The organism is Streptomyces sp. x-80 (genome assembly GCF_046549095.1).
Taxonomy (GTDB): Bacteria; Actinomycetota; Actinomycetes; order Streptomycetales; family Streptomycetaceae; genus Streptomyces; species Streptomyces celluloflavus.
Map to the genome: position 1 here is coordinate 135369 of NZ_JAJPWM010000018.1, position 22147 is coordinate 157515.

Here is a 22147-nt window from a genome sequence, read left to right on the forward strand (position 1 = left end):
CTCCCTATACGGGCAAACGCCCATATGTGCACACTTCTTCCGTGGCACGGTATATGTCTTTTGGCGACCGGGGCCGCTCACAGACCCCGGTCAGGTCCTGGATATGTGCGCCGAACTCAGTCGGCGGTGGTGGCGGGCACGGGGACGGCCGGGCCGCCGGCCGCCTTGCCGGTCCCGCAGTCCCCCGCGGGCGGCCGCTGCTCGCGCTGCTCCCGCAGCTCGGCGATGGCCGCCTCGAAGTCTTCGAGCGAGTCGAAGGCTTGGTACACGGATGCGAAGCGCAGGTACGCGACGAGGTCGAGTTCCCGCAACGGGCCCAGTATGGCGAGCCCGACGTCATGGGTGGACAGCTCGGCGCTGCCGGTGGCGCGCACCGCTTCCTCGACCCGCTGGCCGAGCTTGGCGAGGGCGTCCTCGGTGACCGGGCGGCCCTGGCACGCCTTGCGCACCCCCGCGATGACCTTGTTGCGGCTGAAGGGTTCGGTGACCCCGCTCCGCTTGATCACCATCAGTGATGCCGTCTCGATGGTCGTGAAACGGCGGGAGCAGTCGGGGCACTGACGGCGCCTGCGGATCGAGGTGCCGTCGTCGGTGGTGCGACTGTCCACCACCCGGCTGTCCGAGTGCCTACAGAAGGGGCAGTGCACGGCTCCACCCTCCTCACCTCGGATACGGGCGTACGCCATCGAACCCGGCGTACGGCTGAACTGCCTCCGGCCGGTCCGTACGGACCCTTCGGAGGAGTCACCAGCATAGGCGATCCTCGGAGCCTCGCAGGACCAGCACCACAACTTGTAGGCGACCAAACGCACCTAAGCACTAGATGTGGTGTCGGGGTGCGTATATCCGCCTACCGCGTGTCGCGGCGGAGGCGGGCCGGGAGGTCGCCCATGAGGGTACGGGAAGCCACCCGGGCGGCGGGGCACAGGGGCGGGGATGACAGAATCGGCCACGGTGTGGCGGCCCGCGCGGCCCGTGACGACGGCAATTGCGCGCCGGCGGTCCGGCCGGTGAACCCGGGCGGAAGCGTATCCCAAAGGCCCGAAATGCCTTTTCGCTATACACCCAGCCACTTGATCGGGTCAGCCAATCAGCGAATTTTCACTCGAACGTGTGTTTGGCGCAACCTTTCGAAAGCAACTACCGTTGGCTAACTAGGGAGAACATTTCGAGAGGGGCCGACGTGACCACCACCGCAGACAGCGCGACCATCACCGCACAGAGCCACTCCCAGAGCCGATTCGAGCAGCCGCGGAAACCGCCGATGGACGACGCCACGTTGGACCCCGAAGAGCAGAAGCCCGCACGTTCGCTGCCGGGTCGGCCGCCAGGGATTCGGGCCGACAGTTCCGGACTCACCGACCGCCAGCGCAGGGTGATCGAAGTAATCCGGGATTCGGTCCAGCGGCGCGGCTATCCGCCGTCGATGCGTGAGATCGGCCAGGCCGTGGGGCTGTCCAGCACCTCGTCCGTCGCCCATCAGCTCATGGCTCTGGAGCGCAAGGGCTTCCTGCGCCGCGATCCGCACCGCCCCCGGGCGTACGAGGTCCGCGGCTCCGACCAGACCACCAGCGCGGCCACGGAGACCGCCGGCAAGCCCGCGGCGTCCTACGTCCCGCTGGTCGGCCGGATCGCGGCCGGTGGCCCGATCCTCGCCGAGGAGTCGGTCGAGGACGTCTTCCCGCTCCCCCGCCAGCTGGTCGGCGACGGCGAGCTGTTCGTGCTGAAGGTCATCGGTGACTCCATGATCGAAGCCGCGATCTGCGACGGCGACTGGGTCACCGTCCGCCGCCAGCCGGTCGCCGAGAACGGCGACATCGTGGCCGCGATGCTGGACGGCGAGGCCACCGTCAAGCGCTTCAAGCGCGAGGACGGCCATGTGTGGCTGCTGCCGCACAACTCCGCGTACCAGCCGATCCCCGGCGACGAGGCGACCATCCTCGGCAAGGTGGTGGCGGTGCTGCGGCGGGTCTGACCCGCCCCTCACGACCGAGCCCCGGAACCACTGCGCCGGTTCCGGGGCTCTGTGCTGTGCTGTGCTGCGCTGCGCGCTGCGGCGCGGACACCCGCGCTCCCTACGACTCGGCCGCCTTCGCCGCCGCGTCGATCGCCGCGAGGGAGCGGCGGACCTGATTGCGGTCGGTGGTGTACCAGAAGTCCGGCATCGACTTGCGCAGGAACGCACCGTAGCGGGCCCGCTCCACCCGGGGGTCGAGGACGGCGACGACACCGCGGTCCCCGGTGGCGCGCACCAGACGGCCGGCGCCCTGGGCCATCAGCAGGGCCGCGTGCGTCGCGGCGACCGCCATGAAACCGTTGCCGCCCGCCTGCTCCACGGCCTTCTGCCGGGCGCTCATCAGCGGATCGTCCGGGCGCGGGAACGGCACCCGGTCCATGACCACCAGCTGGCAGTTCGGCCCCGGCACATCGACGCCCTGCCACAGCGACAGCGTGCCGAACAGGCACGTACGGGCGTCGGCGGCGAACGTGCGGATCAGCTCACCGAGCGTCTCCTCGCCCTGGAGCAGAATCGGCATATCGAGCCGGTCGCGCATCGCCTCGGCCGCGGCCTGAGCACCGCGCATCGACGAGAACAGCCCGAGCGTACGGCCGCCGGCCGCCTCGATCAGCTCCGCGAGCTCATCGAGCATGTCCGTGCGGCTGCCCTCGCGGCCCGGCTGCGCCAGGTGCTTGGCGACGTAGAGGATGCCCTGCTTGGCGTAGTCGAAGGGCGAGCCGACGTCCAGGCCCTTCCAGACCGGGATGTCGTCGCCCTGGGTGCCCTCCGGGGCGAGGCCGAGGGAGGCCCCCACACCGTTGAAATCGCCGCCGAGCTTGAGGGTCGCGGAGGTCAGGACGACCGAGCGGTCCGCGAACAGCTTCTCCCGCAGCAGCCCGGAGACCGACAGCGGCGCGACCCGCAGGGAGGCGCCGAAACGGTCGTGCCGCTCGTACCAGACCACGTCGTACTCGGAACCGTTCGCGATGCGCTCGGCGACCGCGTGGACGTTCTCCACCGAGGCGAGGGCCTGCTTGCGGACGGCGTCCTCGTCCTGGACGGACTTGTCGCGGGTGGTGCCGAGCGCGCTGATCACCGTACGGGCCGCGTCGCGCAGCGCCATCAGGCAGTAGCCGAGGTCCTCGGGGAGCTCTTCCAGACGGCCGGGCAGGGCCAGCTCCATCAGGCGCTCGAAGGACTCGGCGGCCGTCTGGAGCTGGTCGGCGGCCTTTTCGTTGACGAGCTTGGCGGCCCGCCGGACGGCACGGTTGACCTGGCCCGGGGTGAGCTCGCCGGTGGCGGCGCCGGTGACCCGGGAGACCAGCTCATGGGCCTCGTCGATGATCAGCACTTCGTGCTGCGGGAGGACCGGGGCGCCCTCGATCGCGTCGATCGCGAGCAGCGCGTGGTTGGTGACGACGACATCGGCGAGCTTGGCGCGCTCCCGGGCGGCCTCGGCGAAGCACTCCGCGCCGTACGCGCATTTCGACGCGCCCAGGCACTCCCGGGAGGAGACCGAGACCTGTCCCCAGGCCCGGTCGGAGACGCCGGGGGTCAGCGCGTCACGGTCGCCGGTCTCGGTCTCGTCCGCCCAGTCGCGCAGCCGCAGCAGGTCCTTGCCGAGCTTGCTGGTGGGCGTCGCCTGCTCGAACGGGTCGAAGAGGCCCTCCTCCTCTTCCTGCGGAACGCCTTCGTGCAGGCGGTGCAGGCAGAGGTAGTTGGAGCGGCCCTTGAGCATGGCGAACTCGGGGCGGCGGCGCAACTGCGGATGGAGCGCGTCGACCGTGCGCGGCAGATCGCGCTCGACGAGCTGGCGCTGCAACGCGAGGGTGGCCGTGGCGACGACCACACGCTCGCCGTGGGCCAGCGCGGGCACCAGATAGCCGAGGGACTTTCCGGTGCCGGTGCCGGCCTGGACCAGCAGGTGGGACTGGTCGTCCACGGCCTCGGCGACGGCCTCGGCCATCGCCACCTGGCCGGGGCGCTCGGTGCCGCCGACGGCGGTGACGGCGGCGTGGAGCAGATCGGGGAGGGAGGGCTTTGTCATAGCACTGCAAGCCTACGCGGGCCCACTGACAGCCGTCTCGCTCACAGGGCGTGCAGGGGGTTGGGGACGGTGCCGTGGACAGCGGCGTGCGGGCGGTCGTGCCGGTCGCGGTAGCCGTCGACGTGCAGCCGGTTGCGGTTCAGGCACAGCCGCTCGATCCGGGGGGTGAGCAGGTCGAAGGTCTCGTGCCGTTCCTTCAGGCGCGGGAAGCGCTCGTGGTGGCGCAGCACCTCCGCCCGTACGAGGGACCAGAACTCGGCCTCGGGAACGCCGAGTTGCTCCTCGCAGAGCGGCGCGAGATAGCGGAAGACGCCGATGAACAGGCCGGCGTGGATGAACTGGGTGAGGAAGGCGGGCGGTTCGGTGAGCAGCACCGCCCGGACGTCGTCCGCCATCGACTCGTGCTCGGGCAGCGGTACCGAGCTGGTGTTGACGTCGTCGACGAAGTCCTTGACCGCGAGCCGGGTGGGGATGTCGTGCTCGTCGAAGACGACGATGGCGTTCTCGCCGTGCGGGGAGAAGACGGTGCCGTACTGGTAGAGGAAGTGCAGCAGGGGCGGCAGCAGCGCGGCGAACAGCCGGCGGAGCCAGTGGCGCGGGGCCAGCCCGGAACGGCGCACCAGCTCCGCGGTCAGGGCGCGGCCGCGCGGGTCGGTCTGGAGCAGCGCGGCGAGGGTGCGGGCGCGTTCGCCGGGGTCGAGGTAGCGGGTGATCGGCTCCCGCCAGATGCAGCCGAGCAGCTCCTTGAACTGGTACGGGACGCCGGGCAGCCGGTCGTAGAGGGGGTGCTCGACGGTGACGGAGGCGGTCTCGCCGAGCAGGATCACCCGGGTCTCGTCGCGCAGATACGGGTCGGCGTCGCGCAGGCCGTGCACCCAGCGGGTGACGGCGGGGGCGGCGAGGGTGCGCTCGGTGGGCAGACCGCGCCAGACGAGGGTGTTGAGGATGGACAGCGGCAGTTTGACCGAGCGGGCCTGCGGGCGGCTGATGTTGAGGAAGGTACGGATCGACTGCTGGGCCAGTCTGAGGTCGTTGTCGGTGGGCAGCGCGATGAGGGAGCGGTCGGCGAGCTGCGGGGCGAAGAGCGGGGCGATGGTCTCGTCCCACTGCCAGGGGTGGACGGGAAGGTAGAGGTAGTCACCGGGGTCGCGGCCCTCGGCGGCGACGGTGCGGGCGAAGGCGTCCCGGGTGGCGGGGCTGAGTTCCTCGCCGTAGAGACGGTCGGGGGTGGCGAGGGCGGGGACGCCCCGGTAGTGGGCGAGGCCGTGGTGGGCGGCGAGCCAGGGCAGTCGCTGCGGGATACGGGCTTCGGGGGCCCAGAGTGCCGCGTCGGCGGCGGAGAAGCCGAGCCGGCCCTTGTTCGCGACGAGCCAGGGGTGGCCGGTCTGGTGGCCTTCGAGGTCGGCGTAGTCCAGGTCGGCGAGGTCGGCGGCGCTGAGGGCGGTCGCGTCGAGGCGGGTGTCGGCGGCGAGGGTGGCGGTCAGCTCGCGGATGAGATGGCCTGTGGTGTCGCCGGACAGGCCGAGGACGGTGTCGTGGGCGTGCGTGAGGAAGTGGAGGGGGTCGCTGTGGGGGGTGATCGAGTCGGGGTCGACGCGCCAGTGTCCGTAGGCGCCGCGGCGGGCGCGGAAGCGGTAGGTCAGGTCGTCGGTGACCGGCAGCCGGTAGCGGGGGGTGCCGTCGGGGGCGGTGCCGTCGGGCTCGGGGGTGAGGACTTCCTCGTACGCGAGCTCCGCCAGGGTTTTGGCGAACAGGCGGCGCGCGGCGTGCTGCCAGGCGCGGTGCGAGGGCTGGGGCGCACAGGACAAGGTGGGACTCCTCGGAACGGGGCCGCCCCGGCAGGTGCGGGGACAACGGGGGCGGCGGGACGGACGGGGAACGGGTGGCGGGGCGGACAGCGGGGCGGGTGTCCAGGGGGGGGTGGGTGCGGGGTCCGGTACGGAAGCGGGGCCGTCGACGGACGGCCCCGGGGTCAGAGGAGGTGGCGGTGGGCGCGGTCGCGCACCATCAGGGCCGCGCGTTTGCCGGGCAGCTCGATCTCGTCGGCGTAGCGGAATCCCGCGCCCAGGAACGCCGCGACGGAGGCGGTGTTGCGCAGATCGGGCTCGGCGACGACGCGTCCGCAGCGCGGGCGGTGGTCCAGTACGAGATCCGCGGTGGCGCGCAGCAGCGTCGTGCCGAGGCCGCGGCCCCGGTCGCCGACGCCGCCGATGAGGAGGTGTACGCCGGTGTCCTGCGGCCGGGCCGGGTAGTAGCGGGCCACCGGGTCCAGGTCGGCGCGGTAGATCTCCCAGTAGCTCATGGGGATGTCGGCCAGCAGCCCCAGGCAGGGCACGCTGCGCCCGTCGCCGGCGAGCTGGCCGCGCAGATGGGCGGCGGTGGTCTCCTGGGGGCCGGCCAGTTCCCAGAAGGCCGCGACGGCCGGGTCGTTCATCCAGCCGGAGATCCGGGCGAGGTCGCGGTCCAGGTGGACCGGGACGAGTGCGAACGGCCCGGCCGGGGTGTCGGCCGGGCCCCAGCCCGCCAGGTTGTCGAGGAGCGGGCCGGCGGCCGGGGCGTCGGGGGCCACCGGGGGCCGGTCCCCGGCGGTGGGCAGCGGGCCCCATTCGGGCGGGAGTTGCAGGTCGATGGTGTCGTCGGAGCTGGAAGTGAAGCCGGCGTCGGTGGATGGCACGGCGGCGCTCTCCTCTCGTGGCCCCGGGTGCCGCGGGGCCTTGTGGGTCGCGGGGCGGGGCCGGCGGGCTGGGGTGGGTCGGCCAGGCGCCGGGTATCGCACGGGCCCTGGGGGGGGTGTGTCGTCACGGTGGCGTCGTTCGCCCCGAGGGCGGGTCCCGCGCGGTGTGCCGGTGCGGTGGGCCGCCCCGGTACCGGGTGTGCCGGGGTGGTCCCGGCGGCGCCGCGTGGGGGTACCTCCCGGCGGTGGCCGGGAGAGGGCCGTGCCGGCCGCCGCGGAGCAGGCGCCACTGTGACGGCACGCCCTAGGACGCCAGCGGGTTGGACAAAGTGACGTAGACGGACTGGGTGTCGACCGGGCCGACGAGTTCGTCCAGGCCGTGCAGCCGGGTGGCGAGGTTGGCCTTGCAGCGCAGGGTGCGGGCGGTGAGCAGGTGTTCCGGCAGCGGTGAGCGGTGGGCCCGGGGGGCGGCGGCCGCGTCGGCGAGGAAGCGGCGGAAGGCGGCGAGCAGGATCTCCTCGCGGGCCAGGCGCTGCGCGCCGAACGCCCCGATGAGGCCGAGGACGTTGTTGATGCCGAGGTAGTAGGCGAACCGCTCGTCGGTGACGTCGTCGGCGACGAAGGTGTCGCTGGTGGCGCCGATGCCGGGCAGCCGCCGTTCCAGGTCCGTGCGCCGGGAGACGCGGAAGTAGTAGCCCTGGTTGTCGCGGTAGCGGCCGCCGACCGGCCAGCCGTCGGGGTCCAGCAGGACGAGGGTGTTCTGCTGGTGGGCCTCCAGGGCGACGCCGGCCGTGCCGTCGAGCCACAGCACGGGCCGGACGACCGCTTCGAGGTAGCGCAAAAACCACTCGGTCGCGACGGCGCCCGCGGTGCGGCCGGTCCTGGCGCCGAGCGTGGTGACGAGAGCGGCGAGCCGCGAGCGCGTCCGGCCCCGGCCGGGCCTGGGCGAGGTGAGTCCGGCGATGCAGACGGCGTCGTCCGTGGTGGTGAAGGGGTTGTGGCGGATGACGACGTCCAGTCCCTGGACAGGCTCGCCGGCGGCGCCGTCGACGGCGAGATACGCCGGGTCGCGGATGATGTCGAAGCCGGGATGGGCGGACTGCCACTGTTCGGCGAGGCCGGTGCGGAGCAGCCGGTGGACCTCGACGCCGCGCTCCAGTTCCTTGCGGAGGTTCTCCCGGCGGGAGTTGGTGATGCGCACGCCCAGGGAGAGCTTGAGCATGGCGTCCGCGCCGGGGCGGTAGACGGTGCGGACGGAGGAGGTGGGGTGCCAGACGGGTCCGTACGGGCCCAGGTCGTGCAGCAGGCCGGCGTCGAGGAGCGCGGCGACGTCCGGGCGGGCGGCGAGTTCCCCGGCCTGCCAGGGGTGCAGCGGCAGCGGGACGGTTTCGCCGGGGCACCGGAGACCGTCCCCCGCGAGGCCGGCGGCGAGCCGTTCGGCCGGGACGGTCTTGCCGCGTTCGGTCCAGGCGGAGTCGGCGGCGAGGACGGAGCGGTGCACGGCCATCCAGTGCAGCGGGAAGGCCCCGCGCAGTTCGGGCGAGTAGGCGCGCCGCTCGGCGTCCGAGAGGCCCTCGCGGCTCTTCGGTGTGGGGTGCAGCGGATGGCCGAGGAGGAGGGACTGTTCGGCTTCGAGGAAGAGCGCGCTGCGGTCGTCGTCGGGGCGGGCGCGCCGGTCGGCGAGGAAGGCGGCAGTGTTCTGTACGGAGTTGGCGACCCTGCCGACGAGTTCGGCGCCGTCACCGTCCGGGCCGAGGTGCGCGCGGCCGTACGCCGCGCGGCGCCCGCCGTCGTACGCGGCCTCCCGGTGCAGCAGTGCGGCGAGGGTGACGGCGTCCAGCGGAGCCGCGTCGGTGGGGGCGCCTTCCAGGACGGGGGCGCCGAGGCGGTGCCAGCCCGTGGGTGACCAGTAGCGGACGGGGATGTGCAGGACGGTCGCGCTGGCGGGCAGCGGGAGGCGCAGCCGGCCGTCCGGCGGGCGGTGTGCGCCGCTCTCGCGGACCCAGCAGCGCAGCAGGTTCTCGGTGCCGGCGGCGTCGGCGGCGACGGCCGGGTCCGGGTGGTCCAGGGGGTCGGCGTCGCCGTCGCCGAGGAGGGCGCGGTCGTACGGGCGGGGGGTGCCGGCCGTGCCCGCGGAGGGTGCGTGGCGCAGGTCGTCGGCGGTGTGCCGTTGCTGGCGCGGTACCGATTCGATCGTCCCCCCGCCCGGATGGTGGGCGAGGAGCCGCTCGGCGGCCTGGGTCCCGTCTGGGCCGGTGCGTTCGTTCATGGGGAGGTGCCTCGCATGGTCGTGGGGGACGGGCCCGTCGGCGCGGGGGTGGTGCGGACCGCCGCCGCGATGGCGTCGGTGAGGCGGTCGAGGATCGCGTCCGCCTGTTCGTCGGTGAGGGTCAGGGGTGGCAGCAGCCGGATGACGGCGCCGTGCCGGCCGCCCAGTCCGACGATGAGGCCGCGGTCCAGGCAGGCGTCCCGGACGGCGGCGGCGAGCGCCGGGGCGGCGGGGCGGGCCCCGGTGGCGTCCGCCGCGGCCTCGGCGTCGACCAGTTCGACGCCGAGCATCAGCCCGCGGCCGCGGACGTCGCCGATGCAGGCGCAGGAGTCGGCGAGCCGGCCGAGCCGGCCGAGCATCCGGGCGCCGAGCTCCCCGGCGCGCCGGGCGAGCCCGTTCTCGCGGACGTGGGCGAGGGTGGCGGCGCCGGCCGCCATCGCGAGCTGGTTGCCGCGGAAGGTGCCGGCGTGGGCGCCGGGCCGCCGGACGTCGAGTTCCTCGCGGTGGACGATCACCGCGAGCGGCAGGCTGCCGCCGATCGCCTTCGACAGGACGAGCACATCGGGCACGATCCCGCTGTGCTCGACCGCCCAGAAGGTGCCGGTGCGCCCGACGCCGGTCTGTGCCTCGTCCACGATCAGCGGGATGCGCCGGGCGGCGGTGACGTCCCGCATCCGCCGCAGCCAGCTGTCCGGCGCGGGGATCACCCCGCCCTCGCCCTGGACGGGTTCGAGGATCATCCCGGCCGGCCGCGGTACCCCGCTCCCGGGGTCGTCCAGCAGATGCTCCGTCCAGCGCGCGGCGAGTTCGGCGCCGTGCTCGCCGCCGGTCCCGAACGGGCAGCGGTAGTCGTACGGATAGGGCAGCCGGGTCACTCCGGTGTGCGGCGCGCCCCCGGAGGCCGTCGACGCCTCCTCCGGCAGGCCGTGGTGCGCGCCGGAGAAGGCCAGCAGGCCGTCGTGGCCGGTCGCGGTGCGGACGAGGGTGAGGGCGGCCTCGACGGCGTCGGTGCCGGCCGGTCCGCAGAACTGGATGCGCCCCTTCTCCGCCAGTTCGCCCGGCAGGGTGGCGAAGAGTTCGGTGGTGAAGGCGTCCCTGACCGGCGTCGCCAGGTCGAGGGCGTGCAGCGGCGCGCCGGAGTCCAGGACCCCGCGGATCGCTTCGAGCACCACCGGGTGGTTGTGCCCGAGGGCCAGGGAGCCGGCGCCGGAGAGGCAGTCGAGATAGCGCCGGCCGTCGGCGCCTTCGATGGTCAGGCCGCGGGCGCGCACGGGGACGATGGGCAACGAGCGCGCGTAGGTACGGGCGGCGGACTCACGCAGGGACTGCCGGCGCAGGATCCCCTCGTGGGCCGGCGGGGCGGCCGCCGGCACGGATTCGGTCAACGCCACGGCAGTTGTGTCCTCCTGCTGGTGAGCTGCTGATGCCGCGCGGGCCGCTGCGGGCAGCCCGGCGCCCCCGTAGGTACCAACGACGGTGCCGACGGAGGATCACGGCCGGTGTCAAGATCATTGCCGCGGCCGGAACCGGGGGCCCGCCTGGCACCGTCCCTCACGGCACCGGCATAGTGGGGGCCGCGCCGGGATCTTGACGTGCATGACAAAGATCGTGTCGGCGCGGTTCCGCACAGGCTCAGATCGAATTTCTCAGGGGGAGCTCATCCATGCGATCCATACGTCGGCCGGTCCTGGCCGCTGCCGCCCTCACCGCCGTCGTGGCGATGACCGCGACCGCCTGCGGGCCGGAGGGCGGTGGCGCGGACGCCAAGCAGGGCCAGTCAGCGGCTCAGGACACCGGGGGTGAGTTCAAGATTCCGCAGGACATCCAGGACAGGCTCAAGGAACACGGCATCGACCTGGACAAGTGGAAGAACGGCGACTGGAAGAACTGGGACAAGGACAAGTGGCTCCGGGAGGCCGGGGAGTTCATCAACCCGATCATCAAGAACTTCTGGAACCCGGACAAGATCGAGAAGGTCAAGCCGCCGCAGGATCCCAGCAAGCCCGAGGACATCTCGCAGGACCAGGGCAAGACCGATCCCGAGCCGGCGGCGGTACCGGCGCAGCCCGTCCGGACTCCGTACACCTCGACCGCGCCCGGTGTCGGGCTGCTGCTGTTCAGCACGCCCCAGGGTGAGTCGCGCTGTTCGGCCACGGTCGTCAAGGACCCGGCACACCCCGGTAAGTCCAACCTCGTGTGGACCGCGGCGCACTGTGTGCACGCCGGCAAGAGCGGCGGCTGGTACCGCAACATGGTGTTCGTGCCGAACTTCAACCGGAACGGCGTGTCGGCCGCCAAGATGAAGGCCACGCCGTTCGAGGACCGGGTGCCGTCGGGCAAGTGGTGGGCGGACGACATGGCGACGTCCGGCCAGTGGATCAAGGCCGGCGGCGCGGTGCCAGGGGTGCCGATGGCTCCGTACGACTTCGCCCTGATGCATGTGAAGCCCGAGGAGAGCACCGGCGGCAAGTCGCTGGAGGAGGTGGCCGGCGGCGCGTACGAGGTGAGCTTCAACGCGCCGGCGATCGGCAAGATCCCGAGCCTGACCGCGCAGGGCTACCCGGCCGAGGCGCCGTTCGACGGTGCGGTGCAGGAACAGTGCACCGACAAGCCGACCCGGCTGTCGCGCGACGCGCAGCTGCCGACCATGTACCGGATCGGCTGCACGATGACCGGTGGCTCCTCCGGTGGCCCCTGGTTCGTCAAGGGCGCGGACGGCAAGCCGGTCCTGGTCTCCAACATGTCGATGGGGCCGCGCCCGGCCCGCTGGTCGGCCGGTCCGCACCTGGGCCCCGAGGCCAAGTCGATGTTCGACGCGATGAGCAAGAAGTGGGCCGCCAAGCAGTAGGGCGGTGACGGGGCGGTGCCGCGGTCCGGCACCGCCCGCGGTGCGCCGGCGCACCGTGCGAAGGCCCGCCGTACGACGGAGGCCCGCCCCCGGAGGAACTTCCGGGGGCGGGCCTTCGTCCTGCTTCCGCCGTCGTACGCGGCCGCTCCGCGTGGCGGTGCTACGCGGCCGGTACGAACCGCTGGAACTCGGCGGCCAGTTCTTCGTGCACCCGCGCCTTGAGGACCGTGCCGTCGGCGGTGTGCTCCTCGGAGATGACCTCGCCCTCGGCGTGTGCCCGCGAGACCAGGGCGCCGTGGGTGTAGGGCACCAGCACCTCGATCTCCACCTCGGGGCGCGGCAGTTCCGCGTCGAGCAGCGCCAGCAGCTCCGTGATGCCCTGGCCGGTGCGGGCCGAGACCACGAGGGCGTGCTTCTCCTGGCGCAGCAGGCGCTGCAACACCAGCGGGTCGGCGGCGTCCGCCTTGTTGACGACGACGATCTCGGGCACGTCCGTCGCGCCCACGTCGCGGATCACCTGGCGCACGGCGGCCAGCTGCTCCTCCGGCACCGGGTGCGAGCCGTCGACCACGTGCAGGATGAGGTCGGAGTCGCCGACCTCCTCCATCGTGGAGCGGAACGCCTCGACGAGGTGGTGCGGCAGATGCCGGACGAAGCCGACGGTGTCGGCGAGGGTGTAGAGCCGCCCGCTGGGCGTCTCGGCGCGGCGGACGGTGGGGTCCAGGGTGGCGAACAGGGCGTTCTCCACCAGGACACCGGCGCCGGTGAGGCGGTTGAGCAGCGAGGACTTGCCGGCGTTGGTGTATCCGGCGATGGCGACCGAGGGGACCTTGTTGCGCCGGCGTTCCTGGCGCTTGATGTCCCGGCCGGTCTTCATCTCCGCGATCTCCCGGCGCATCTTCGCCATCTTCTCGCGGATCCGCCGCCGGTCCGTCTCGATCTTGGTCTCACCGGGACCACGGGTGGCCATCCCGCCGCCGCCGCTGGATCCGCCGCCGCCCATCTGGCGGGAGAGCGACTGGCCCCAGCCGCGGAGCCTGGGCAGCATGTACTGCATCTGTGCCAGGGAGACCTGTGCCTTGCCCTCCCGGGACTTGGCGTGCTGGGCGAAGATGTCGAGGATCAGGGCGGTCCGGTCGACCACCTTGACCTTGACGACGTCCTCCAGGTGGATCAGCTGGCCCGGGGAGAGCTCACCGTCGCACACCACGGTGTCCGCCCCGGATTCGAGGACGATGTCGCGCAGCTCCAGGGCCTTGCCGGAGCCGATGTAGGTGGCCGGGTCGGGCTTGTCGCGGCGCTGGACGACGCCGTCGAGCACGAGGGCGCCGGCGGTCTCGGCCAGCGCGGCGAGCTCGGCGAGGGAGTTGTCCGCGTCCTGCACCGTCCCGGAGGTCCACACACCGACGAGCACCACGCGCTCCAGGCGGAGCTGGCGGTACTCGACCTCGGTGACGTCCTCCAGCTCGGTGGAGAGGCCCGCGACGCGGCGCAGCGCCGCGCGCGCCGAGCGGTCGTACTGGTCGCCGTCACGCTCCCCGTCGATCTCGTGGCTCCAGGCGACGTCCTCTTCCATCAGGGCGTCGGCCCGCAGGCTCTCGGGGAGGCGCTGGCGGTCCTGCGGAAGGGAAGAAGAGGAGGTCATTTGATCCTTTGTGTCGTTGGGAAGTCCTCGTCGGGACCTGCCGGTCCCGGTGGGACTGTCGGTGGTGACAACGTCCGAGCCGCCCCGGAGATTCCCGGGCCTGTCGGCGTCGCCCGTCGATGGTCGCACGGAGGGTGGGGGCCGTCACGCGGATTTTCCGGCCTGTCGGGCGCGTCCTTGGACGCCCGCCGTGCTCCTGGTGCCCGTCGCGCTCTTCCAGGCGGGGTGGCCGGGCATCGGCGGGGTCTTCGTGCCGTACAGCCAGGACTCGAGGAAGCCGCCGAGGTGCTGCCCGGAGATCCGGGACGCCAGTGCGATGAAGTCGCCGGTACCGGCCACGCCGTCGCGGTGGCGGGACACCCAGGAGCGTTCGAGGCGGTCGAAGGCGGCCCGGCCGATCTTCTCCCGCAGGGCGTACAGGACCAGGGCGCTGCCGTCGTACAGGACCGGGCGGAAGATGCTGGTCTTCTTTCCGGGGTCGGCCGGCTTGGGCAGCGCGGGCGGCCCGCCGCTGGCGCGCCAGCCGTCCGACCACTGGTACGCCCGGCGCATCCGGGCCTCCAGGGGCGCCTTGCCCTTGCTCCGCTCCTGTGCGTAGAGGGCCTCGTACCAGGTGGCGTGGGCTTCGTTGAGCCAGGCGTCGGACCAGCGCCGCGGGCTGACGCTGTCGCCGAACCACTGGTGGGACAGTTCGTGCACCATGACGGACTCGACGTACCAGGCGGGCAGCCCGGCGGTCGTGAAGAGCCGCTTCTCGAACAGCGAGAGGGTCTGGGTCTCCAGCTCGAACCCGGTCTTGGCGTCCGCGATGAGCACCCCGTACGTCTCGAAGGGGAACCGGCCGACCTTGCGCTCCATCCAGGCGAGCTGGTCCGGGGTCTTGGCGGCCCACGGCGAGAGGGCGGCGCGGTCGGCGTCCGGGACCACGTCGCGCATCGGCAGACCGTGCGGTCCGCTGCGCGGCAGGACGGCGGACTTTCCGATGGAGACCTGCGCCAGCTCGGTGGCCATGGGGTGCGCGGTGCGGTAGGTCCAGGTGCGGCGCCGGCCGCGGTCGTCGTGGCCGAGCTGCACTCCGTTGGCGACGACCGTCAGTTCTCGGGGCGCGGTGACGTGGAAGGTGAAGTACGCCTTGTCGGAGGGGTGGTCGTTGCAGGGGAAGACGCGGTGTGCGGCGTCGGCCTGGTTGGCCATCGCCAGCCCGTCGGTGGTGCGGATCCAGCCGCCGTCGCCGCCGGCGGCCGGGTTGCTGATGTGCCGGACGACGATCCGCAGCTGCCGGCCCGACGAGACGGGGAAGGGCAGGTCGACCACCAGGTGCTCGCCGCTGCGCGAGAAGGCGGCCGGTACGCCGTCCACCTGGACGGAGTGGACGGTGCCGCTGGCGTAGTCGAGGTCGAGGCGGTCGAGGTCGGCGGTGGTGCGGGCGGTGATCCGGGTGACGGCGGACAGTGCGCTGTCGTTGCGGCCGGGGTAGTCCAGCGCGATGTCGTAGGAGGAGACGTGGTAGCCGTTGTTGCCGAGCGTGGGGAAGACGCGGTCGCCGATGCCGTGCGGGCCGGTGGCCGGGGGCGCGGCCGCGGCGAGCGTGGCGACGGCCGCCAGCCCGAGGGCGGCGGCACGGCGGCCGGCCCGCGACGGGATCCGGCCGCGTGGGACACGGGGCAGGTCACGGGCGGGGCGGACGGGGCGGACGAGGCCGTGGGGCGGGCGGCGCGAGGGAAACGGCATGGGTTACCGCTATCAGCGCGGCCCGCCCCCGGGCGGGTGGCGCGGCAGTACGGCACCCGAACGGGCGGCGGTTGCGGCGTCCGGCTTACGCCTTCGGTCCGAGGCGGGCTACCGGCGCACCGCCGCGGCCGGCCTGGCGCGCCCCGCCCGCAACACGTCGAAGACGCCCGGCACTTGGCGCATCGCGCGCATCAGGGAGGGCAGCGCGGCGGCGTCGGGCAGGTGCAGGGTGTAGGTGTGCCGTACCCGCTGTTCGTGCGGGGGTTCGACGGCGGCCGACACCACGGCGGCGCCCTGGGCGGCGATCGCTTCGGTGAGGTCCGCCAGGAGGTGCGGCCTGCTGAACGCCTCGGCGAGGAGGGTCACCCGGCAGCCGTGGCCGGTTTCGTCCGCGCCCCGCCAGCGCACCCCGACCGGCTGCCGGCCGGTCGCCGTCATCCGTGCGACCACGGGGCACAGGGCGCGGTGCGCGGTGACCGTGCCGCCCCGTACGGCGAAGCCGGTGACGGAGTCCGGCGGTACCGGGGTGCAGCAGCCCGCCAGCCGGACGGCCGCACCGGGCAGATCCGCCACTGCGAGGACGTCGGCGGGGCCGCGGGGGGCCGCGCCGTCCCGCCCGGACGGACCGTGCCCGGCGGAGCCCGCGGGGCCGGTGTGCCCCGCGGGTCCGGTCCCCGCCGGGGTGGGCGCGGCGGCGGCCGGGGCGTGCGCGGGCGCCGACAGCCACCGGGAGATGGCGAGCCGGGCGGCGGGCGTACGGGCGTGGTCGAGCCACTCGGGCGAGGGGCCGGCCGCGGAGTCCGGGGCCATCAGCAGATGCAGGCTGTCGCCGTCGCGCAGGACGGTGGCGAGCGTGGCCAGGCGGCCGTTGACGCGGGCGCCGATGCAGCAGTGCGCCGCCTCGCCGTGCAGCGCGTAGGCGGCGTCCACGCAACTCGCCCCGGCGGGCAGGCCGATGACGCGGCCCGTGGCGGCGGACGGGCCGTCCGCGGCGTCGTCGGAGGTACCGTCCGCGCAGCAGACGGTGATCTCCCCCTCCTGGGCCAGGTCGGCGCGGAGCGAGGTCCAGAACGCGTCCGGATCGGGGGTGGTGCGCTGCCAGTCCAGCAGTCGGGAGAGCCATCCGGGGCGCGTCGGGTCGGCCCGCTCGCCGTCGGGGGCGTCGGCGCCGTCGGTGGGGGCGTACGGGTTGCCCAGGGCGATCACCCCGGCCTCCGCGACCCGGTGCATCTGGTGGGTGCGGATCAGCGTCTCGGCGATCTTCCCGTCCTCGGCGGTGACGGCGGTGTGCAGCGATTGGTAGAGGTTGAACTTGGGGACCGCGATGAAGTCCTTGAACTCGGAGACGACGGGGGTGAAGCAGGTGTGCAGCTCGCCGAGGACCGCGTAGCAGTCGGCGTCCTCGGCGACCAGGACGAGCAGCCGCCCCAGGTCCGCGCCGGTGACCTCGCCGCGCCGGAGCCGGACGCGGTGCACGGAGACGAAGTGCCGTGGCCGGACGAGGACTTCGGCGTCGATCCGGGCCTCCTCCAGGGTCGTGCGCACGCGTTCCGCCATGGCGGCGAGCGGATCGGGCCGCGCCGCGCACTCGCGTACCAGGCGGCGGGCGGCGGCGTACTCCTCCGGGCGCAGGATCGCGAAGACCAGGTCCTCCAGCTCGCTCTTGAGGGCCTGTACGCCGAGGCGTTCGGCGAGCGGGATCAGCACGTCCTGGGTCACCTTGGCGATCCGGACCTGCTTGTCGGGGCGCATCACGCCGAGGGTGCGCATGTTGTGCAGCCGGTCGGCGAGCTTGATGGACATCACCCGGACGTCGTCGCCGGTGGCGACCAGCATCTTGCGGAAGGTCTCCGGTTCGGCGGCCGCGCCGTAGTCGACCTTCTCCAGCTTCGTCACGCCGTCGACGAGGTAGCAGACCTCGGCGCCGAACTCCGCGCGCACCTGGTCGAGGGTCACCTCCGTGTCCTCGACGGTGTCGTGCAGGAGGGAGGCGGTCAATGTCGTGGTCTCCGCGCCCAGTTGGGCGAGGATGAGGGTGACCGCGAGCGGGTGGGTGATGTAGGGCTCGCCGCTCTTGCGCAGCTGGCCGCGGTGCGAGGACTCGGCCCGCGCGTACGCCTTGGTCAGGATGTCCAGGTCGGCGTCCGGGTGATGGTCGCGGTGCACCTTGGCGACGTGTTCCAGGGCGTCCGGGAGGCCGTCGCGCGGCGCCGGGCCCAGCAGCGCGGCGCGCCCGATGCGGCGCAGCCCCCGCAACTCCAGCCGGGGGCGGCCGCGCCGGCGCCCCGCCGCTCCGGGACTACCTGGGTTCGTGGCCTCTGCGCTCATGGGCACCTCCGGCGGCGTCGGCCGGCGGTTGGCCGCCGTCAGTCGGGCGTCCGGGCCGGTGCTTGATGCTACCGAGCCCATCACGCACCGCTGTACGCCTCTCGCCCAGCGTGAAACGGATCACCTATTCGAGCGAATCCCGCGACGGGGCCCGTGTCCCGTCAGGCGAGCGCGGTGGCCAGCCAGCCGGGGTCGAAGGCGCCCTCGGCGACGATCACGGCGGGGCCGGTCATCTCGACCGTGCCGTCCGGCAGCTCGGTGATCGACAGGCTGCCGCCGAGCACGTCGACGGTGTACGTGACGGGGGTGCCGGTCCGTGCGGGGTCCGTGCCGTCCCGGCGGGCGGTGGCGACGGCGACCGCGCAGGCGCCGGTGCCGCAGGAGCGGGTCTCGCCCGAGCCGCGCTCATGCACCCGCATCGCCACATGGCGCGGGCCGCGGTCGACGACGAACTCGATGTTCACGCCGTCGGGATAGACCGCCGCCGGGCTGTACGGCGGTACGCCGCGCAGCTCGCCCGCGTGCGCCAGGTCCTCGACGAACGCGACGGCGTGCGGATTGCCCATGTTCACGTTGCGGGCCGGCCAGCTGCGGCCGTCCAGGGTGACCACGACGCTCTCCTCGGGGAGTTCGGCGCGGCCCATCGAGACGGTGACGTCGCCGCTCGTGGCGAGGTGGACGCGCCGGACGCCGGCCCGGGTGGCGATGGCGAGGTCGCCCGCCTCGGCCAGCCCGGCGTGCAGCAGATAGCGGGCGAAGACGCGGACGCCGTTGCCGCACATCTCGGCGATCGAGCCGTCGCCGTTGCGGTAGTCCATGAACCACTCGGCCTCGTCGGCCGACGCGCGTGCCTCGGGGTGCGCCGCGGACCGTACGACGCGCAGCAGGCCGTCGCCGCCGACGCCGGCCCGCCGGTCGCAGATCCGGGCGACCGCGGCCGCGGGCAGGTCGAGGCGGCCGTCCGGGTCGGGAACGATCACGAAGTCGTTCTCGGTGCCGTGGCCCTTGAGGAAGGCGATGCGCTGCGCGGTGCTCACCCCTGAATCGTACGGGGGTGCCGGGGCGCGCCGCGCGGCCGGGGCGTTCAGCGCAGCCGGGCGACGCGCCAGATGGCGAGCGCCGCGAGGACGGCGACCACCGCGGTGTAGATCAGGATGACGCGCCAGCCCGCGCGCCGGCCGGAGCCGCGGACCGGCAGGCCGGGCCAGGTGTGGCCGACGTGGCGGGCGGCCATCATGCCCGAGCCCGCGGCGCAGCAGCAGAGCAGCAGGCCGAGCATCGCGATCACCGCGCCGCCGTCGCCGAACTCGAAGGCGAGGGGGAAGGCGAACATCAGCGAGCCGAGGGCGGCGAGCACGACGATCGGCGCGAGCTGCCACAGGCGCAGCCGGCGCGGCGGGCGGAGCTCCCGGAAGGACTCGCCGCCGCCGGGGTCCTGCCCGGTCTCGGCGCCGGGGCGGTCCGAGTCGTCCAGGGCGGCGCGGTCCGGGGCCGTCAGGGCGGCCGGGTCGGCCGCCGGGACGCGCTCTCCGGAGGCGGTCACACCGTCGCCGGCGTCCGGGCCGTCCGCGTTCAGCGGTGCCGTACCGGGGCCGTTCCGGTCCGGTTGCTGCGCTCTGTTGCGAGGGCCGGCTGCCATTGCCACGCGCCCTCCCCACTGCGACTGCACGCCTCGATCGAGGTTGATGATGACATGTCCGCAGGGGGCCGGACGGCGGCCTGAGCGTCCCGATGCCATGACGTGATCAGGCTGTGACCGGTCGTTCGAGCAACGCCAGCGCGTGCCCCGGCAGTTCCGCCCGCCGGTCGGCCGCGCCGCTGAGCCAGTGGACCCGCGGATCCCGGCGGAACCAGGAGTCCTGGCGGCGGGCGAACCGCTTGGTGGCACGCACCGTTTCGTCGCGCGCCTGCTGCTCGGTGCACTCCCCCGCCAGCTGCGCCAGCACCTGCTGGTAGCCGAGCGCCCGGGAGGCGGTACGGCCCTCGCGCAGGCCCTCGGCCACCAGCCGGCGCACCTCGTCGACGAGCCCGGCGTCCCACATGCGGTCCACCCGCCGCGCGATCCGCTCGTCGAGTTCGGGGCGCGCGACGTCGACGCCGATCTGGAGGGTGTCGTAGACCGCTTCGTGGCTGGGCAGGTGCGCGGTGAACGGGCGGCCGGTGATCTCGATGACCTCCAGGGCGCGCACGATGCGGCGGCCGTTGCCGGCCAGGATCGCGTCTGCGGCGGCCGGGTCGGCGGCGGCCAGCCGGGCGTGCAGGGCGCCGCTGCCGAGCTCGGCCAGTTCGGCCTCCAGGCGGGCGCGGACGGCCGGGTCGGTGCCGGGGAAGTCGAGGGCGTCGAGGGCGCCGCGTACGTAGAGGCCGGAGCCGCCGACGAGGACCGGGGTGCGGCCCTCGGCGAGCAGCCGGTCGATCTGCGCGCGCGCCAGTTTCTGGTACTCGGCGACGTTCGCCGCCCGCGTCACGTCCCAGAGGTCGAGGAGGTGGTGCGGGACCCCCTGCTGCTCCTGGGGTGTCAGTTTGGCGGTGCCGATGTCCATCCCCCGGTAGAGCTGCATGGAGTCGGCGTTGATGACCTCGCCGCCCAGATGCCGGGCGAGCGCGACGCCAAGGTCGGATTTTCCGGCCGCGGTGGGGCCGACGACGGCGATGACCCGCGGAGCGGGAACGGCGATGTTCACCCCGTCAGTCTCGCAAACATCGCGCGCCACTCCCGAACGAGCGACGTGACGGGGGACGGATGAGGTCGTTGCCTGTTCGAGGTCCCGAGTGCCGGTATCTGCAACCGGCGCCCGCGGGCAGCGCAATGGGTGCGCTCCGGGCGGCGCAGGATCTCGCCCGCACACGTAAGGTAGGAGCAGTTATGGGCGTTTTTTCACGTTTTCGCCGCCGTAAGTCCGAGGCTTCGGCCGAGGAGGCGGCCGCCGCGACCGTGACGGCGGAACCGGCCGAGCCGACAGACGAGACCGGGGAGTCCGCCACCGCACCGCAGCCGGCGGCATCCGGCGACCAGGCCGGCGCCACGAGCGGCGCCACGAAGGGTGACGCGGCCGGTGACCCGGCCGGTGACGACGGGCAGCGCGCGGCCGAGGCCGCCGAGGGTGCCGGGATTCCCCGGCAGCAGTCCGCGGGGGCCGCGGCGGACAGCGACGCCGGCGAGAGCGCCCGCCAGTAGTCCGGCGGCCGGACCGCGGTGGTCCGGCGGAGGATCCGGCGTCGGTTCCTAAGGAGAAGGAAGGTGGCCCATGGGCCTGATGGACAATCTCAAGACCACGGCCGGCCTCCTCAAGGACAAGGCCGGTGACCTCGCGCAGCAGCACGAGGACAAGATCGGGTCCGGGCTGGAGAAGGCCGCCAGGACGGTCGACGAGAAGACCAAGGGCAAGTACAGCAGCCAGATCCGGACAGGCACGGACAAGGCCAAGGACGCCCTCGGGCGGCTGTCCGGGAGCGCCGGTCACCCACCGGATGCAGGATCCGCGGACAGCGCGGAGAAGAGACACGAGGGCGGGCCCCTCTGAGGCCCTGAGCGGTCCCTGGCACCCCTGGTACCGGCGCGGCCGCCACCCATGGTTTCGCGGGACACCACAACGGCCGCGAGGCGCTGACGATGCGCCTCGCGGCCGTTGCCGTGTGCGGACGGGTACGGGGCCGGCCCGGCGGGCCGCCCGGGGCGGGGTACTCGCCGGGCGGGCGCGGTGCTACGACCAGGCGGCGACGAAGTAGCCCACGCCGTACGGTGCCTCCTCGCGCAGCAGCTGACCGCGCAGGCCCGCGCCCTGGGCCGCGCCGGCCAGGACCTGCCAGCAGGCCCGGCCCGATGCCTTGAGGCCGGCGGCCAGTTCCTCGTCGAGCGCGGTCAGCGCGTCCGTGTCGGCGCTGCCCAGGGCGCGGGCCACCGCGGCGTCGAACGCCTCGGCCCGCTCGTCGAAGTACCCCGGCGCCTTGACCGTCCGGCAGGCGCTGCCGTCGCCCATCACCAGCAGCGCCACCCGGGCCGCGGAGGCGGCGATCTCCCGGCCCACCGGCAGACAGCGGTCAGGGGCCAGCGGTTCGCCGACGCCCAGCCCCTCCACCGGGGCGTCGGCCCAGTCCGTACGGGCCAGCAGCCAGGCGCCGACGGAGAGCGACGGCGGGAGTTCCCGCTCGGAGTCGGGACCCTCGGGGCCCAGCCGCAGTTCCAGGTCCACGCCGAACCCGCGGAAGGACCCGGTCGCGCCCTGCGGGTGCGGGCCGCGGCCCGCCTGCTCCGCGGGGCCGAGCACGACGAGCCGGTCGGGACGGGCCGCCGCCAGCACCCCGACCGCGTCCAGACAGGCGGCCCGCAACGCGTCCAGCTCGGGCGCGGCACCCGCGGCGACCTCGGGCACGAGCAGCGGCGGGCAGGGGCAGATGGCTGCGGCGACGAGCATGGCCGGAACCCTAGCAAGGCGGCCCCGGGCCCCAGGAGAGTTCGGTGACATCCCGGCCGTGCGGGGAGCGCCGGGAGACCCGTCCGGGGCTCCGGTGCCTCCCGGGGCCCGGTGCGCGTACCACCCCGGGCCGACGGCCGGCAGCCCGGAGGCCGGCCCCGGGCGGCGATGTGCGGTCCCCTCGCGCCCGT

General features: G+C 73.6%; 17 protein-coding genes. 4 read left to right on the top strand and 13 right to left on the bottom strand.

The genetic code is table 11. From position 1 onward, the window contains the following. Window positions 1-116: 116 nt before the first annotated feature. Window positions 117-647 carry a transcriptional regulator NrdR gene (nrdR, locus tag ACLJWH_RS31000; RefSeq protein ID WP_411145083.1) on the bottom strand — a complete coding sequence of 177 codons (531 nt, stop codon included), beginning with the start codon at window positions 645-647 and terminating at the stop codon, window positions 117-119. Between the two features lie 536 nt (window positions 648-1183). Between nrdR and lexA the strand changes: the two genes are divergently transcribed. Beyond that, window positions 1184-1975, top strand: a complete 792-nt coding sequence (gene lexA, locus ACLJWH_RS31005; protein WP_052859444.1) for a transcriptional repressor LexA — start codon at window positions 1184-1186, stop codon at window positions 1973-1975. A gap of 100 nt (window positions 1976-2075) precedes the next feature. Here lexA and ACLJWH_RS31010 read toward each other — a convergent pair whose 3' ends face one another. From ACLJWH_RS31010 to ACLJWH_RS31030, 5 genes are all read right to left on the bottom strand, one after another. Beyond that, window positions 2076-4046: an ATP-dependent DNA helicase gene (locus ACLJWH_RS31010; protein ID WP_411145084.1), complete on the bottom strand. Its 1971-nt coding sequence runs from the start codon at window positions 4044-4046 to the stop codon at window positions 2076-2078. 41 nt (window positions 4047-4087) lie between these two features. Further along, complete coding sequence (locus tag ACLJWH_RS31015) at window positions 4088-5854, bottom strand: IucA/IucC family protein (RefSeq protein ID WP_411145085.1); 1767 nt, start codon at window positions 5852-5854, stop codon at window positions 4088-4090. A 164-nt stretch (window positions 5855-6018) separates the two neighbouring features. Further along, entirely contained in the window at window positions 6019-6720 is a 702-nt protein-coding gene (locus ACLJWH_RS31020; protein ID WP_411145086.1) for a GNAT family N-acetyltransferase, read from the bottom strand. Between the two features lie 304 nt (window positions 6721-7024). Then, entirely contained in the window at window positions 7025-8989 is a 1965-nt protein-coding gene (locus ACLJWH_RS31025) for an IucA/IucC family protein (RefSeq protein WP_411145087.1), read from the bottom strand. After that, window positions 8986-10380 carry a diaminobutyrate--2-oxoglutarate transaminase family protein gene (locus ACLJWH_RS31030; protein ID WP_411145088.1) on the bottom strand — a complete coding sequence of 465 codons (1395 nt, stop codon included), beginning with the start codon at window positions 10378-10380 and terminating at the stop codon, window positions 8986-8988. Before ACLJWH_RS31030 ends, ACLJWH_RS31025 begins: the two co-directional genes overlap by 4 nt. 272 nt (window positions 10381-10652) lie before the next feature. Between ACLJWH_RS31030 and ACLJWH_RS31035 the strand changes: the two genes are divergently transcribed. Next, entirely contained in the window at window positions 10653-11837 is a 1185-nt protein-coding gene (locus ACLJWH_RS31035; protein ID WP_411145089.1) for a trypsin-like serine peptidase, read from the top strand. A 160-nt stretch (window positions 11838-11997) separates the two neighbouring features. Here ACLJWH_RS31035 and hflX read toward each other — a convergent pair whose 3' ends face one another. The 6 genes from hflX to miaA form a co-directional block, all read right to left on the bottom strand. Next, window positions 11998-13482, bottom strand: coding sequence for a GTPase HflX (gene hflX / locus ACLJWH_RS31040; RefSeq protein ID WP_411145090.1), 1485 nt, complete (start codon window positions 13480-13482; stop codon window positions 11998-12000). A gap of 144 nt (window positions 13483-13626) precedes the next feature. After that, entirely contained in the window at window positions 13627-15213 is a 1587-nt protein-coding gene (locus ACLJWH_RS31045; RefSeq protein WP_411145091.1) for a M1 family metallopeptidase, read from the bottom strand. Between the two features lie 108 nt (window positions 15214-15321). After that, window positions 15322-17541 (bottom strand): RelA/SpoT family protein, encoded by a 2220-nt coding sequence (locus ACLJWH_RS31050; RefSeq protein ID WP_411145092.1) that lies wholly within the window; start codon window positions 17539-17541, stop codon window positions 15322-15324. Window positions 17542-17702: 161 nt separating this feature from the next. After that, on the bottom strand, window positions 17703-18578 hold the full coding sequence (dapF, locus tag ACLJWH_RS31055; protein ID WP_411145093.1) for a diaminopimelate epimerase: 876 nt from the start codon (window positions 18576-18578) through the stop codon (window positions 17703-17705). 47 nt (window positions 18579-18625) lie between these two features. Continuing rightward, window positions 18626-19180 carry a hypothetical protein gene (locus ACLJWH_RS31060; protein ID WP_411145094.1) on the bottom strand — a complete coding sequence of 185 codons (555 nt, stop codon included), beginning with the start codon at window positions 19178-19180 and terminating at the stop codon, window positions 18626-18628. 106 nt (window positions 19181-19286) lie between these two features. After that, on the bottom strand, window positions 19287-20225 hold the full coding sequence (miaA, locus tag ACLJWH_RS31065; protein ID WP_411145095.1) for a tRNA (adenosine(37)-N6)-dimethylallyltransferase MiaA: 939 nt from the start codon (window positions 20223-20225) through the stop codon (window positions 19287-19289). 182 nt (window positions 20226-20407) lie between these two features. Between miaA and ACLJWH_RS31070 the strand changes: the two genes are divergently transcribed. Both ACLJWH_RS31070 and ACLJWH_RS31075 read left to right on the top strand, forming a co-directional pair. After that, complete coding sequence (locus tag ACLJWH_RS31070; protein WP_411145096.1) at window positions 20408-20719, top strand: hypothetical protein; 312 nt, start codon at window positions 20408-20410, stop codon at window positions 20717-20719. Window positions 20720-20789: 70 nt separating this feature from the next. Next, window positions 20790-21065 (top strand): antitoxin, encoded by a 276-nt coding sequence (locus tag ACLJWH_RS31075; protein WP_411145097.1) that lies wholly within the window; start codon window positions 20790-20792, stop codon window positions 21063-21065. Between the two features lie 180 nt (window positions 21066-21245). Here the strand turns inward: ACLJWH_RS31075 and ACLJWH_RS31080 are convergent, their stop codons facing one another. Beyond that, window positions 21246-21956 (bottom strand): class III extradiol dioxygenase subunit B-like domain-containing protein, encoded by a 711-nt coding sequence (locus ACLJWH_RS31080; protein WP_411145098.1) that lies wholly within the window; start codon window positions 21954-21956, stop codon window positions 21246-21248. Between the last annotated feature and the right edge of the window lie 191 nt (window positions 21957-22147).

Excerpts from the sequence above, each read along its gene's own strand:
- ACLJWH_RS31010 (WP_411145084.1), bottom strand. The coding sequence starts at position 4,046 with ATGACAAAGCCCTCCCTCCCCGATCTGCTCCACGCCGCCGTCACCGCC.
- ACLJWH_RS31025 (WP_411145087.1), bottom strand. The coding sequence starts at position 8,989 with ATGAACGAACGCACCGGCCCAGACGGGACCCAGGCCGCCGAGCGGCTC.
- ACLJWH_RS31035 (WP_411145089.1), top strand. The coding sequence starts at position 10,653 with ATGCGATCCATACGTCGGCCGGTCCTGGCCGCTGCCGCCCTCACCGCC.
- hflX (WP_411145090.1), bottom strand. The coding sequence starts at position 13,482 with ATGACCTCCTCTTCTTCCCTTCCGCAGGACCGCCAGCGCCTCCCCGAG.
- ACLJWH_RS31045 (WP_411145091.1), bottom strand. The coding sequence starts at position 15,213 with ATGCCGTTTCCCTCGCGCCGCCCGCCCCACGGCCTCGTCCGCCCCGTC.
- ACLJWH_RS31050 (WP_411145092.1), bottom strand. The coding sequence starts at position 17,541 with ATGAGCGCAGAGGCCACGAACCCAGGTAGTCCCGGAGCGGCGGGGCGC.
- ACLJWH_RS31060 (WP_411145094.1), bottom strand. The coding sequence starts at position 19,180 with ATGGCAGCCGGCCCTCGCAACAGAGCGCAGCAACCGGACCGGAACGGC.
- ACLJWH_RS31070 (WP_411145096.1), top strand. The coding sequence starts at position 20,408 with ATGGGCGTTTTTTCACGTTTTCGCCGCCGTAAGTCCGAGGCTTCGGCC.
- ACLJWH_RS31075 (WP_411145097.1), top strand. The coding sequence starts at position 20,790 with ATGGGCCTGATGGACAATCTCAAGACCACGGCCGGCCTCCTCAAGGAC.
- ACLJWH_RS31080 (WP_411145098.1), bottom strand. The coding sequence starts at position 21,956 with ATGCTCGTCGCCGCAGCCATCTGCCCCTGCCCGCCGCTGCTCGTGCCC.